This window comes from Pseudomonas tohonis (genome assembly GCF_012767755.2).
GTDB lineage: Bacteria > Pseudomonadota > Gammaproteobacteria > Pseudomonadales > Pseudomonadaceae > Metapseudomonas > Metapseudomonas tohonis.
The window spans coordinates 2,332,718-2,345,986 of sequence record NZ_AP023189.1 but is presented as its reverse complement, the minus strand read 5'-3'; the positions used below and the strand labels follow the sequence as shown (position 1 = coordinate 2,345,986).

Here is a 13,269-nt window from a genome sequence, read left to right as displayed (position 1 = left end):
CCATGCAGTTCGCACTGCGTGGCTGGCCTTTTTTCATTTCCAGGAGACTCACCATGCTCAAAGGTCTGGCTATCACCCCGCCGGTACTCGGGCGGATTTCCATCGGCAAGGTCATCGAGAAGAACGGCAAGCGACTGCCGGAGAAGGATGACCAGTTCACCATCACCTCCCAGGTGCAGGGTAAGGACGGCTGGCTACTGCACCCGATCAATGACGAGCTACGTCAGGGCAAGGACGACAAGCTGCGCAGCATCCCGATACGCCTGCTGTTCAACGAGCCGGAGCTGAATTTCCGAGCCGACTACACGCTGTTCGACCGACAATCGGGCCGACCTGTTTGCGTCGGCAATGGCGAGACCTGCAAACGAGTCACTCAGGATGGCATGCAGTCGTTGCCTTGCCCGTCGCCGGATGCCTGCCCACTGGCGAAAGGTGGTGCCTGCAAGCCCTATGGCCGGCTGAATGTAGTCATTGGCGATGAGGATCCGCTGGGCAGCTTTGTGTTCCGCACCACCGGCTTCAACAGCATCCGCACCCTCGCCGCTCGCCTGCATTACTTCCAGGCCATCTCGGGCAACCGCCTGGCCTGCCTGCCACTGGAACTACGTCTACGTGGTAAGTCGACTCGCCAGAGCCATGGCACGCCGATCTTCTACGCCGATCTGACGGTACGTGGTGGCATGGACATGTCTGAAGCACTGGTGTCCGCCAGTGAACTCGATTCGCGGCGGCAAGCTGCCGGCTTCAATCAAGCAGCGTTGGATGAGGCTGCACGACGCGGCTTCGGCAACGGAGCCTTCGAGGACAGCGAGGAGGATGCCAGCGCCATCGTGGAAGAGTTCTACCCCGAGGGTGAAGCTCCTGCTGCAGCAACAATTTCCCAACTCAACCCCACCAAACCCAGCCTGGCTGAAAAGCTCGATGCACAGGCTGCTCGTCACACCCCACCCACAGACCAAGACCAAGGAGGCCGCCATGCACCTGCACAAGCTGAAAGCCAGTGACACGGCCGGCACCTACTTAGTCGAGTCCCCGGTGACGGAAAACGACATCCTGCTGATGGCCAGGCAACTGGCCAGCCTGCGTCTGCGCAAGGGACGTGCCCTGACGTCGCCTAAGGAGGTGTTCAGTCACCTACAGGCGCTGCTGGCTGACTATGAGCACGAGGTGTTCGCCCTGCTCATGCTCGATAGCAGGCACCGGGTGATTGCGTTCGAGGAGCTGTTCAGGGGGACTCTTGATGGAGCCAGCGTGTATCCCAGGGAGGTCGTGAAGCTCGCCCTGGAGCACAACGCCGCCGCCCTGATCCTGGTGCACAACCACCCTTCGGGTGACCCAGAACCCAGCATGGCGGATCGAAACCTCACCACGAAACTGCAGGACGCGCTCAACCTGGTCGGAGTCAGAACGCTCGATCACGTTGTGGTAGGCCAGGAGGATTGTGTGTCGTTGGCTGAGCGCGGCTACCTGTAAGGAGATGCCAATGAAACTGCTGTTACGGACTGTTGCCTCGGCATTCATGTTTGCCGGGATCTTGGCCGGTTGTCTGGCGATATTGCTGCTGGTGATTCTGATGGTGCGCTTTCCACCATTGCTGATTGCCGTGGTGTTGGCGTGCTGGATCTACCGGAAGCAGAAAGTAAGAATGAACCCTTGAACGGTGAGCCAGCGTAGGTAGTCGAAAGACTGCCTGCAATGGCTCTCACTTTTTCTTTTGCCCTGGTAGCTAACGCTTACCTGCTGCCTTGTAAGCTGCACTTCGTTCACGCTTGCCCACTGCGACCACCATCACAACCACACGATCATCTTCGACCCGATAGACCAATCGATAGCCTGCTGTTCGGAGCTTGATCTTGTAGTGCCCAGGCAGATCCCTGAGGGCATCAGCCTGAACCTTTGGTGCTTCCAGCCGCTCACGCAGTTTTTTCTTTGCCTGCTCACGCACCGTATGACCCAGCTTCTCCCATTCCTTCAGCGCCGAGGGCAGGAACTCGAGCTTATAGGTCATCCAGGTTCACCGGCACACCCTTCTCACCAGAGCGTGCATTAACGACATCGATCAGATCCAGATCGTCCAGACGCTCCAGCATCTGCTCGTACAGCTCGGCTGGCACCATGTACCCCATCACGCGGTTATGATTGAGAACGGCGACCGGCATGCCACCAGCACCAGCCATGACACCGGTGGGGTTTTTCTTCAGCTCAGAAACGCTCACGGCAACGTCAGCCAAAACACTCTGCATACCATAGCTCCTTTTTTAGGTCTTTATTTTGGTCTTAAGGTGCATAGCATAGCAAGGAATCCCCATGGGCAATCTTCCGAATGGCACGAGGCGTCCAATTTTGAACCGCCGCCATCTGGGAGCACTGATTGCCCTGAAGCCTCCCATCCAGGTGTGAGCCCATGCGGCTTGCGCGGACTGCTCCCTACCCCCGACTGGTATCGAAACTCCGCTGGCGATCCCCGTAGTGCTTGGTCGCTTTCTTACACAGGTAGCTGGCTCGGTAGAACAGTTCAGGCAACTCATCGACCTTCTCTCGACGAATTTCACGATTGATAAAGTACTCAGAGTTCGGGGGCCTGTTAACCAAGCCGTTTACCTGGGCAGCTGATAATCCAAGTGCGCTGGCCCAAGACTCTTTAATCCGCCTGAAGATGTTGATCCTTTCCGACCCGACGCGACCTAATGTGTAGTATGCATCGCGATTCAACAGGATCAGCAGGTGATAATGCTGTCGCCCTCCCTGGCCAATCTCTCTCGACCAGACGTACCGTACTTTGCAACCACGCGAGTAACCACGCTCAGCCACCCGCTCCTGATGGTACTTGATCTTACTCGTAAACGAGTCAAAGAACTTGCTTATGACCTTATTCGTGTATGCATAGTCGGGCAGTTCAATATCCTTAGGAACATAAAGATCTACTCTAAAGGCTAGGACTCTCGGATACTCAGCCAGAGCCAAGTCGATGGTATGTTTGAGAGCATAGAGGTACTCCAGAGCAAAGGGGCCTACTTTTGCTTGAATGGGAAATCCTTCAAAGGTCTCCCCGTAGTGCAAATGAAGATTGGCATTATCGGGATGACGTAGTGGGGAGTGCCGGGCAGTATAGGTATTGCTTAACATGGTTATGACTCCAATTAATTTGACTCATAACACATATGCCATTATTAATTATTTAACACCCCCTTACTATAAAATCTATCACCCTAGATAATACTAATAACTAATAATAAAAACATAATACTCCCGCCGCAAACTTAAAAAAACAAAAGACCCAGAAAACACGAAGAGAACCTAGAGCAAAACTAAGCAATTACAGCATTTTATTTCCCAATGCAATTCCGGAATTAAATCATCATAAGTTATCCATTAATTTACATTTGTAGACTTGCCAAATGACTATCGGTTGGAAACCGTCTACCCCAACTCAGCAGTGCATCAGGCTATCGACCAGCTCTCAGCCATGGGTCGTAGCTCAAAGGGTGCCAGATCGATGGATAGCTCTTGCGTGATGTCGACCGAACAAATACTGTACATGCATACAGCATTGAGTGAAGTCATCATGAGTCATGCCTTGATCCTCGGGAATATTCAGCCCTGCAACTCTTGAAAATGGTAAGCCGCTAGGTTTTTAGCATACCCAGAGTGGCACTAACCAAGCATCTGCCTCGCCTGTGTAAAATTCTTTAATGTCATCTCAGCTCTTCGCGATGCCTGAAGCCGATGCGATAATGGTTACCGATAGCTGACGTTTGCCAATAACTCAAAGGACGGGGTCTATATGGAGAAGAGATATGAGCACTCAAAAAATCTGCTGTTTAAGTATGCAAGCAGCCAATGGCGGGGTCAGACCGGACGTTCCGGCCAGGAAGGGTGGGAAGGGGCTGGGAATAGCTGAGTGATGGATCAAATTCCCTCTTTACTCATCGCCGGCCAGCTCTTAATGGCGATAGTGGCAGGTTTGCTGCTCAACCTGACGCCCTGCGTTTTGCCTGCAATTCCCATTAAGGTCCGGACCATCTTACGAGAGGCGGGCAGCCAACGATCGCACCGCGTGCTGGCGGCATTGGCGTTCACCGCAGGAACGCTCGCGTTTTTCCTGACGTTGGGCGGACTGACCGCACTTCTGCAGTGGAGCTGGGGCACTTTGTTTCAGTCTGCGGTGTTCGTTGGTGTCCTTGTTGCCTTGATGGTCGGGTTTGCGGTGGTCACCTGGCTGGATTTGCCCATCCCGATCCCGGCGTTCGCCGCCTCGGTCCATGGCCGGCGCTACTTTGAAGCATTCGTATCTGGGTTATTGAGTGCGGTTTTGGCCGCACCCTGCGCCGGTCCTTTCCTTGGTGGAGTCCTAGCCTTTGCCGTTACCCAGCCGACGCCGGTAAGTATGGGGATATTCGGCAGTATCGGGCTGGGGTTGTCGCTGCCCTACGCAGCATTGATGCTCAAACCCGATTGGCTGAGCCGGTTGCCCAAGGCGGGGCCCTGGACCCTGGTCATTAGAGAAGTGCTCGCGTTGGTCTTGCTGGCCGCAGCCGTCTTTTTCAGCGCGAGCCTGGTGCCCAAAGCGGTTTATACCTGGCTATGGTGGTCTTGGCTGGCCCTGGTGCTGGCCTGGGGTGCCCGCCGTTTCGTCCAGGGTAATGGTACCGTGCGTGTGATCACCACAACGGCGGCAGGCCTTGCCCTTGCGATGACTGTGGAATTCGCATCCCCGCTGGGCAACAGCGAAGACGAACTCGTCTGGCAACCCTACTCCGCAAAACTACTGACGGAGACAAAAGCCCAGGGCACACCCTATTTGCTGGAGTTCACCGCCGACTGGTGCATCAACTGCAAGATACTTGAGCGCACGGTCTACCAGGAGGCCGCTGTGGCCGAAGCCGTGCGGCGCACCAAGATGGTGCCCATACAAGTTGACGTGACAGCGAGCAACCCAGAAAAAGATGCGCTATTAACTGCGACCGGCGGGCAGGCCTTACCCTTCGCAGTGGTTGTTGACCGTGACGACACCGTTATCGCCCGTTTCACGGGGCTTTTTGACACCGACAGCTTGGTCGAAGCTATCAATCGCACCGGAAACCCACAACCTTAGATACTGGAGACCCAATCATGGTGATTCGACAAAAAGGATTGCTAGCTGGAGTAGTGGTTTTTGCGATCGCGATCGCTGCGTTCATGTTGATCGACACCAACGGAAACAACCTCGACGCTGCCCAGACTGAACGTGCCGGTCTTGAAGTCCCGGTGCCGACCCGAGCAGGGTTGGCAAATTCCGCTGATAAGGTCCGCCTCACTGTTGCGGGAGGCGCCGCAGCAATGGCGGGAAAGACGGGTGATTTCGTTTTAACACTGAACATTCAACCGGGCTGGCATGTGAATGCAAATCCGGCCTCCATGGAATTCCTGATTCCCACCGTCGTCAGCTCTTCAGTCAACGGCCAGGCGCTTATAATCCCGACGCAGTACCCGCGCGGCCGGGTCAGTGACATTGTGCTGAGTGACACCGCCCTAGAGGTGTATGACGACGGTGCAAGTATTCGGCTGCGGCCCGACGAAAAACAGACCGCCGTGCTGGAAAAGGCAGGCAGGCTCGAAATGATTGTACGGGTGCAGGCCTGCAGTGACGAGGGCATTTGTCTGGCACCGACTGACCTGCCCGTTGCGCTGAATCTGGACGATACCAAGCGACAATAAGTCAGAACGGCCCTCGGAAATGACTCAATTGGGGAATGACTGTGAACAGCTTATTCTGAGTATTCCCCGATTGCCGTGGTTGCGCTGGGCAGCTCAACGCCATGCCCCACCGTTCATATCTTGAGATGGGCGAGACTCGCTTCGTTAAACACCAAACTTACATTGTGATTCGCGCATTCCGCATGACGAAGTGGCTTCGGGGCAGTGCCGGCAATCGGTCCCAGGTGATTGATAGATCCTGTTCGGGAACCTCATATTGGAGCGAGCGAGCCAGGAAGCGAACAGCAACGCTCATCAATGCGACGGCGACGCCTTCACCTGGACAGCGATGGTTAACATGCGGGTCGCCTGGTCCTTGTGGGATGAAGCAGTATGGCGACGGAGAGTTGGATCGAAAGCGCTCAGGCTTGAAACGATCTGCCTCCTCCCAGAGCTGGGAATCGTGATTGGTTCCGTATAAGTCCAGCAGGACTAAGGTGCCCCTGCCAAAGGCAAATCCTTCCCATAGAAAATCTTCTTTCACGCGAGCGCTGATCGCTGGGAAGAAGGGGTAGAAACGCCGCACTTCCTGCACAAAGCAACCTATATCTCTTTCATCTCCCGACTGCAGGTTTCTCAGACAGAACGGGTGCTTGTGCAGCGCTAGCGCTGCAAAGGTTATGAATACAGAGACGGCTACCGTCGGCCGCAGCAGATTTAGTAGTTCCACTGATGCGGTATGTAGATCCAACGGCTGTCCGTGCTGGTCCTTGTAATGGGCGATGCGTTCGAGAGGCGATTGCTCGGGTGTAGGGGGAGCGGCGCGAGTGGACTCGACAAGTTCTGCCGCCCATTGCTCCAATCGGCGACGTGCCTTCCGTGCCTGCCAGTGCTGCAGACCGATCGCGCCGGCGTGCTCATCATAGAGAGCTGCAAGATCTTGAGTCCATTGTTGAACATCTCTTTCAGCGATTGGAGCACCGGCCCAGTCGCATACGGTGCGGCATAGAATTTCGCGAGCAATCTCGTAGAGGACGATTGACTCACCGGGACGCCAAGTTCGCGCATACTCCCTCCAACGAACCTCGCTCAACTCTGCTAGTTCCTGCACGTTCGCGGGTGTGAGCACTCCCATGAAGAGGGCCTTTCGGTGACGATGCGCATCACCGTCCAAACCTTGGACACCGTCTTGTCCGAATAAGGTTTTTTGCAGTCGCTTGGGCGCAGCGTTCTGGCGAACGAATCGGTCAGGGTCGCAAATCAAGCGAGCAGCTTCGGCACCTGTTAGGCACAGAGTTTTCTGTAACATCAAGCGAGTTTGAAACACCGGCGATTGATGAAACTGACTGCGCGCAAAGATAAATCGGTAGGGATCTCGCAAGAAGGCCCAAGTACTGTCCAATCCGGTGTCACGCGGTATGTTTGGCATCGCTTGTACTCCCGTTGAGACTCCACCCGTTCTAGCTACGTATTGCGGCTTTCATCCTGTTCTAAAGAATTGTGACCGGCCGGGTAAGCAGATGTTGGACGAAGAGGATCAATAAATTGCCCGAAATAATTTCTGGGGTAGTCCTTTTCATGCAGCCCAACCTCAGCTTTGCCCAGCTTCCCGGCACTGTCATAGAAGGTTCCGAATAGCCGATCCCACACGGTTGAAAACTCACCGAAGTTGACCTGGGCGTCTTCGAAGTCGCGCTTATGGTGCCAACGATGGACCTCAGCAACCCCTAGCACATGCCGCAGCCAACCCACGCTGTAGTCCAGGTTCGAATGCTGAAAGGCCAGATGGACGGTTAGGATCCCAAACCACGTTGCGACTACGGCAGACGGAGCTCCAGATATGAGCAAAACCACCAGCCCCGGCCCGGCCATCAACGCCGCATGCAGAGGATGTCGACGTTCTCCGTTCATCCAGTAGAGCCGCTCAGCGCTGTGATGGATCATGTGAAAGCGCCACAGCCAATGCACCCGGTGGCTGATGCGGTGCATCACATACAGGCTCAAGTCGAGCACGGCGGCGACTAGTAGCAATTGCAGCCACAATGGGCTCTCGATCGGAAAGAGCCGAACCGAAGCCGGTACCGCATCGCCTAACTTAGCCAGAAATTCTGCAGTAAATTGAATGACAGACAGGTTCACCAGCATGTGCAGCAGATCCGTCAGGGTGTCCTGATGATCTTCCAGCCAGGCTCGCCGAAAAGGCTGGATGCGCTCCAAGCCAGCAATGAGTAGCAGCCCCGCCGCGGCGACTATGGGTGTGGTGGGCCAATACGGTATACCTGCATACAGCGCCCAAATCATGAAGGAGGCACAGCCGCCAAACACAAGTGGATAGCTCAGCCACCGTATGGCGAATCGCAAGGGAATAGACATCGCTCAGCTCCTGAGTAGGGAGCCATGACTGTATGTGGGAAGGTCCGCTTTCGGCTTGAACGAAAGAGCTACGACCCCTGAAGATCGACTTCAGCCAGGGCGGAGGAAGGATCGATGCCCAGCAGTGCCCGGAATGTCCGGGAGAAATGTGCCGAGTCAGAAAAGCCCGCCTCATGGGCCGCTTCAGTGAGTAGACCCCCTTTGGCTAGGTGCTGTAGGGCTTGTGTGAGACGTAACCATTTCGCATAGCTGCGCAGCGGCAAGCCTGTCTGTTCCACGAACCAATGGGAAAACCGTGTAGGGGATAAATGCACCAACGCGGCCATTTCTTCGCGCCTCATTTGGCCTCTATGCAGCGCTTCAATCACCTTTGTCAAGCGAGGATCTGGAATCGGTGGATCGGGTAGCCGCAGTGCCTGGCGCACCCCCGTCCTAACCTGGAGAGCGGTATGTCCTGTCTCGCGCAGCATATCGATAATCGCTACTACGTCCGCCGGGGCGATCACGACTACCCTTGCTTCTTCGGTACCCCGCATAGTTGGGGCTTCATCGGATAGTGCATCCAGATAGATCGACAGCACTCGACCAGCACTGATCCGGTGTTTCAGGCCCGCGGCGATGAAGATGGCAGCCCCTGTTTGAATGCCCAACGGGGTTTCAACCGATACAGGTGAATCGAGGCCCACTGAAATCTGATGCGCCTGATGGTGGTGCCACTCCTGGTGGCCGGCACGGCCATGAAAGATGCCGATGCCGGGCCCTATCCAGGCCTGGCCTGCCCAGCGTACGGTATCCGTTGAGAGCGAGCCTTTCATTCGTTGACTCGGCCGGCTTCCGCATTTGGGCTTAGTAAACTGCTCAGGATCAACATGGCGGCGCCACCGACGATAGCAATATCCGCCAGGTTAAACGCAGGCCAATGCCAGGACAGCCAGTAAAAATCCAGGTAGTCGATTACATGGCCTCGAAATGCGCGATCAATCAGATTCCCAACTGCCCCGCCCAAGATAAGGCTATAGCCTAGGGCTTCGCTTTTGGCTCTGCGTTTACGCAATATCAGAGCCAGCACGATCGAAACGACCAAAGCTATGACAATGAAGAAGTAACGCTGCCAACCACCCGCGTCAGCCAGGAAGCTGAACGCTGCACCGGTATTCCAGAAGTGAACCAGGTTGAAGAACGGGGTGAGAGGAATCACGGTGCCGACCGGGAGCGAACCCGCAATTGCGCTTTTCAACGCTAGGTCGGCCGAGGCAATGGCTAGCGATAGCATCCACCAGAACCCAGGAGCAACAAGAGGTGATCTAGGAGACGACCTCATTGCATTTCTCCTTGAAGAAGTCGCTGCAGCTCCGGTGAAATAGGCATCGGCGCAAAAGCACTGACCCTGGCGCGCCCGCTGTTTCCGAGCGGCACCCAGATCTTCGAGAACAGCAGGGCCGCCATGATTCGCGGTACTTGGCTGAGCACCTTTCGTAAGTCGCGCAACTGCCAGCCGGCCCTCAGCATCAGCCAATGGCTCTGAGCATGAAGAATAGGCATTCGCTGGCTCAATATGTGGGCTCGCTCCAGCCAGGAGAAAGCCTCGGTTGGCGCCTCTTCATTAAGTGCTTTCCTAGCCTGGAAGAAGGCCTCATCAATGGCAATGCTGAGAGCGGTATTCATCTGGATCTCACTTACGCAGTAGATGCCCGAGTGAACACCCTATAGCTGCTATAGGGTCAAGCGCTATGGGCGATTCAAGACGACGCAAAAATGACTTTATGCCGGATTACGAAAGAGGTTTGTCGCCCCCCAGCAGGCCCGAAAGTATCCCGCAGTCCAGACTTTGTCGTTCGTTATCGCAGCAACCTCGCAACGTCACCAGCTGGTTTTCGAGAGCATGTAAGGATGCGATCTGAGCCCTTACCTGTGCGATATGTCTATCAAGGAGCTCATTGACCGCAACGCAGGGTTGCTGCGGCTGTTCCTGATAGCTCTGCAAAACACCAATTTCTTCCAGTGACATGCCAAAAGAGCGGCATCGGCGAATGAACAGCAGTTTGTCCGCATGGCCTGCTTTATAGGTTCGATAGCCATTGTCCTCGCGTTCGGGCGGTGGAAGCAGTCCCTGACGTTCATAAAAACGAATCGTCTGAGTGTCCACTCCTGTCTGCTGTGCAAGTTGACCGATGCGCATGGTCTGTCCCTTGGTAAAAAAGCCAGTATATCCAGGCTTGACCCTATAGCCACTACATGGTTTTTAATCGGTAGAATCAAGTCCTATAGGAGAGGCGAGTCATGACTTCTTGTGATAAATCCTGTGGCTGTGGCCCTGAGCCGGCAACCACTGAAGCGGCAACCGCGCCTTCGAATGAAGGGACTTGGGTCAGCAGTTTTTCTGTGCCGAAGATGGATTGCCCTTCAGAAGAGCGCATGATTCGGCTCGCGCTCAATGGCTTTCCTGAGCTCAATTCGTTGTCCTTTGATCTGAGCAGCAGACAGGTACGCGCTTTCCATGACGGTCCGGTTGACCAGATCGCGACCAAGCTGGAATCACTTGGTTTAGGGGCAACATTGCTCGGTACTCAACCGGCCAGCCAGGAAGCAGCTTCGGCCAATAGCGCCAGTGAAGAGCTGACTGCTTCCAAGGAGGCCGGCACGCTCAAAATCTTGCTCGGTATCAATGCTGCGATGTTTGTCATCGAGCTGGGCGCAGGCTTGATCGCTCAGTCGACGGGCCTGATCGCCGACTCGCTGGACATGTTTGCTGATGCAGCCGTCTATGGCCTGGCTCTCTTTGCGGTCGGTCGAGCTGCGCGGTTGCAGGTTCGCGCTGCGCACCTGGCGGGTATCTTCCAGATCGTGTTGGCTCTGGGGGTACTCGTGGAGGTGGTTAGACGCTTCATGTATGGCAGCGAACCTGAGTCGATGCTGATGATGGGGATTGGCTTAGTTGCACTCGTCGCGAACGTCAGCTGTCTGTTGATGATCTATGGCCATCGCGAAGGCGGTGCACACATGAAAGCGAGTTGGATTTTTTCGGCCAACGATGTGCTTGCGAATATTGGTGTTATCGCTGCAGGAGCTCTGGTGGCGTGGACAGGCTCTCCCTATCCAGATTTGGTGATTGGTACGGTCGTTGGCCTCATCGTACTGAATGGTGCGCGCCGAATCCTGGCATTGAAAGCCTGATTATCTGGATCGACAGCTACCCCGTGTTCCCGAACGTAGCGAGTGCCGATTGCCCGAGTAAGAGCCTAGACCGTGATGAAATTAAACGGGAGGGAGAACCCTGTTGCATCGCACACGAGCTGTTCTCTGGCCGGTACAGCTCGGGGCCGTATTGATTGCCATTGATCTCAAAGCTCAGCCTTTTGACTCGGGCTTTCTTAGTGGAGGCAGATAGAAGATGGGTCTCTGCGGCGGAGCTATCAGGATATCTGTAGACTTGATGCTCGTGCCCTTGCGGCGCTTTGTTTTACTGAATCGCCCCGGGTTTCGTGGAGGCCTCAACTCTTGAGAAGATGAGGCTATGAGAAAGACTACGACCTACTCCCCCGAAGTCCGTGAACGTGCTGTGCGCATGGTTCTGGAGCACCTGAACGACTACCCCTCCGAGTGGGCGGCCATTGAGGCCATCGCCCCGAAGATTGGTTGTGCAGCGCAAACCCTGCATGGCTGGATTCGTCGCCACCAGACTGATGCCGGTCAGCGTCCTGGGCCGACCACCGAAGAGCGCGAACGCATCAAAGCCCTGGAGCGTGAGAACCGTGAGTTGCGCAAAGCCAACGAGATTCTGCGCCTGGCCAGTGCGTATTTTGCCCAGGCGGAGCTCGACCGCCGCACCAAGTCCTGAGGGCATTTGTCGATCAGCATCGTGACCGTCTCGGGGTCGAGTCGATCTGCCGTGTCTTGCAGATCGCCCCGTCCGGTTACCGCCGGCACGCGGCGCAGCAGCGCAACCCGGAACTGCGCTGTTGCCGTGCTCGGCGCGATGACGCGTTGATCTTGGAAATCCAGCGGGTGTGGAACACCAACATGCAGTGCTATGGCGCGGTGAAGGTCTGGAAGCAGCTCCGGCGAGAAGGCATCGAGACGGCCAGATGTACGGTGGAACGGTTGATGCGTCGGGCTGGATTGCAGGGCATTAGGCGCGGCCAGGTCGTGCGGACAACGGTGGCCGGCGACAAGTCGCTCTGCCCGCTGGATCGCGTACAGCGCCAGTTCCATGCCGATCGCCCGAACCAGTTGTGGGTGTCGGACTTCACGTACGTGTCGACCTGGCAGGGCTGGCTGTATGTGGCCTTCGTGATTGACGTATTTGCGCGACGGATCGTCGGCTGGCGAGTCAGTACCAGCATGAAGACCGACTTCGTGCTGGATGCCCTGGAGCAGGCCCTATACGCCCGCCAACCGCATCGCACTGGCGGCCTGATCCATCACAGCGACCGTGGCAGTCAGTACGTCTCGATCTGCTATACCGAGCGACTGGCAGAGGCCGGTATTGAGCCCTCGGTCGGTAGCAAGGGCGACAGCTACGACAACGCCTTGGCTGAGACCATCAACGGACTGTACAAGGCCGAGCTGATTTACCGTCAGTCGTGGAAGAGCCGCGAAGCTGTTGAGATGGCGACCTTGGAATGGGTGCACTGGTACAACCACCAGGGCCTGTTGAGCTCAATCGGCTATATCCCGCCTGCGGAGGCTGAGGCAAACTTCCACCAGCAACAAGCAGGTCAGGCCATGGCGGCCTGACTTTAACGAAACGGCCTCCACGAAACCCGGGGCGATTCACCACTCGCTGGTCTCAGTTGATGGTGGCCAAGGCTCGCTAGAGCCTGATGCACAACGCCCTCTGGTTAGTCGAACAGAGTCATTCAGATCCTTTCCCGCGCTTCAATCCTCGCCGCTACAAAATCAGCTCCCCCTTTGAGATTAGACACTCTATTTGATCCAAATCAACGAAGTGCTGTTATCGTCAAAAGGAGCATTCATGGCTCGGGGGCAATCTGCTATCGTCGGCCTATTGCCCCGCCTGGTGAATTGCTGTGCGTCGGATTGGATTGATCCTGCTAATGATTGCTAGCCTCGTGCTGCCGACCTTCGGCGGTGTGGCTTTCAGCATGCCGGCACAACCTTGCCCGATGCAGAGCGCCGATCATCAGGGCCATGCAATGGCCGATGCTCCGTGCTGCGAGCAAATGGACAAGTCTGATGGGGTGGCCAAGAAGTCCCCTT

Annotated in this window: 16 protein-coding genes and 1 other annotated feature; of the genes, 7 read left to right on the top strand and 9 right to left on the bottom strand. The window is 55.8% G+C overall.

What is annotated here, in order from left to right; translation table 11 throughout:
• Positions 1–53 precede the first annotated feature (53 nt).
• From HSX14_RS10795 to HSX14_RS10785, 3 genes are read left to right on the top strand one after another with little or no spacing between them, the layout of a single operon-like run.
• Entirely contained in the window at positions 54–1,004 is a 951-nt protein-coding gene (locus HSX14_RS10795; RefSeq protein WP_173178440.1) for a recombination directionality factor, read from the top strand.
• Complete coding sequence (gene radC, locus HSX14_RS10790; protein ID WP_034019467.1) at positions 976–1,473, top strand: RadC family protein; 498 nt, start codon at positions 976–978, stop codon at positions 1,471–1,473. Before HSX14_RS10795 ends, radC begins: the two co-directional genes overlap by 29 nt.
• Before the next feature lie 10 nt (positions 1,474–1,483).
• Entirely contained in the window at positions 1,484–1,657 is a 174-nt protein-coding gene (locus HSX14_RS10785; protein WP_165362587.1) for a hypothetical protein, read from the top strand.
• A gap of 69 nt (positions 1,658–1,726) precedes the next feature.
• Here HSX14_RS10785 and HSX14_RS10780 read toward each other — a convergent pair whose 3' ends face one another.
• The 3 genes from HSX14_RS10780 to HSX14_RS10770 form a co-directional block, all read right to left on the bottom strand.
• On the bottom strand, positions 1,727–2,008 hold the full coding sequence (locus HSX14_RS10780; RefSeq protein ID WP_125861722.1) for a type II toxin-antitoxin system RelE family toxin: 282 nt from the start codon (positions 2,006–2,008) through the stop codon (positions 1,727–1,729).
• Positions 1,998–2,243: a type II toxin-antitoxin system Phd/YefM family antitoxin gene (locus tag HSX14_RS10775; protein ID WP_132444928.1), complete on the bottom strand. Its 246-nt coding sequence runs from the start codon at positions 2,241–2,243 to the stop codon at positions 1,998–2,000. The genes HSX14_RS10780 and HSX14_RS10775 overlap by 11 nt, the downstream gene beginning before the upstream one ends.
• 184 nt (positions 2,244–2,427) lie before the next feature.
• On the bottom strand, positions 2,428–3,126 hold the full coding sequence (locus HSX14_RS10770) for an inovirus Gp2 family protein (protein WP_173178439.1): 699 nt from the start codon (positions 3,124–3,126) through the stop codon (positions 2,428–2,430).
• Between the two features lie 778 nt (positions 3,127–3,904).
• On the opposite strand from HSX14_RS10770, the gene HSX14_RS10765 reads away from it, so the two are divergent.
• A complete protein-coding gene (locus HSX14_RS10765; RefSeq protein ID WP_017246246.1) occupies positions 3,905–5,095 on the top strand; it encodes a protein-disulfide reductase DsbD family protein in 1,191 nt (396 codons plus the stop codon).
• A 17-nt stretch (positions 5,096–5,112) separates the two neighbouring features.
• Positions 5,113–5,697 (top strand): protein-disulfide reductase DsbD domain-containing protein, encoded by a 585-nt coding sequence (locus HSX14_RS10760; RefSeq protein ID WP_041013396.1) that lies wholly within the window; start codon positions 5,113–5,115, stop codon positions 5,695–5,697.
• 157 nt (positions 5,698–5,854) lie between these two features.
• On the opposite strand, the gene HSX14_RS10755 is transcribed toward HSX14_RS10760, so the two are convergent.
• The 6 genes from HSX14_RS10755 to cadR form a co-directional block, all read right to left on the bottom strand.
• Complete coding sequence (locus HSX14_RS10755; RefSeq protein ID WP_069900667.1) at positions 5,855–7,105, bottom strand: cytochrome P450; 1,251 nt, start codon at positions 7,103–7,105, stop codon at positions 5,855–5,857.
• 35 nt (positions 7,106–7,140) lie between these two features.
• Positions 7,141–8,049, bottom strand: a complete 909-nt coding sequence (locus tag HSX14_RS10750) for a sterol desaturase family protein (protein ID WP_127839256.1) — start codon at positions 8,047–8,049, stop codon at positions 7,141–7,143.
• Positions 8,050–8,117: 68 nt separating this feature from the next.
• Positions 8,118–8,864, bottom strand: a complete 747-nt coding sequence (locus HSX14_RS10745) for a helix-turn-helix transcriptional regulator (protein WP_023083084.1) — start codon at positions 8,862–8,864, stop codon at positions 8,118–8,120.
• On the bottom strand, positions 8,861–9,322 hold the full coding sequence (lspA, locus tag HSX14_RS10740) for a signal peptidase II (RefSeq protein WP_373874771.1): 462 nt from the start codon (positions 9,320–9,322) through the stop codon (positions 8,861–8,863). Before lspA ends, HSX14_RS10745 begins: the two co-directional genes overlap by 4 nt.
• Before the next feature lie 44 nt (positions 9,323–9,366).
• A complete protein-coding gene (locus HSX14_RS10735) occupies positions 9,367–9,714 on the bottom strand; it encodes a DUF3703 domain-containing protein (RefSeq protein WP_044727165.1) in 348 nt (115 codons plus the stop codon).
• Positions 9,715–9,820: 106 nt separating this feature from the next.
• The gene (gene cadR, locus HSX14_RS10730) at positions 9,821–10,228 is read right to left on the bottom strand and encodes a Cd(II)/Pb(II)-responsive transcriptional regulator (protein ID WP_044727166.1); all 408 of its coding nucleotides are present in this window, start codon (positions 10,226–10,228) and stop codon (positions 9,821–9,823) included.
• A gap of 101 nt (positions 10,229–10,329) precedes the next feature.
• Between cadR and HSX14_RS10725 the strand changes: the two genes are divergently transcribed.
• Complete coding sequence (locus HSX14_RS10725; RefSeq protein WP_175384247.1) at positions 10,330–11,223, top strand: cation efflux transmembrane domain-containing protein; 894 nt, start codon at positions 10,330–10,332, stop codon at positions 11,221–11,223.
• A 340-nt stretch (positions 11,224–11,563) separates the two neighbouring features.
• Positions 11,564–12,786, top strand: a protein-coding gene (locus HSX14_RS10720) for an IS3 family transposase (RefSeq protein ID WP_100549386.1) whose coding sequence is annotated in 2 segments (ribosomal slippage) — positions 11,564–11,849 and positions 11,849–12,786 — 1,224 coding nt in all. Because the reading frame shifts where the segments join, the coding sequence is not laid out codon by codon here.
• Positions 11,842–11,958, top strand: a sequence feature (AL1L pseudoknot). (Overlaps the previous gene by 117 nt.)
• Positions 12,787–13,269: the final 483 nt, after the last annotated feature.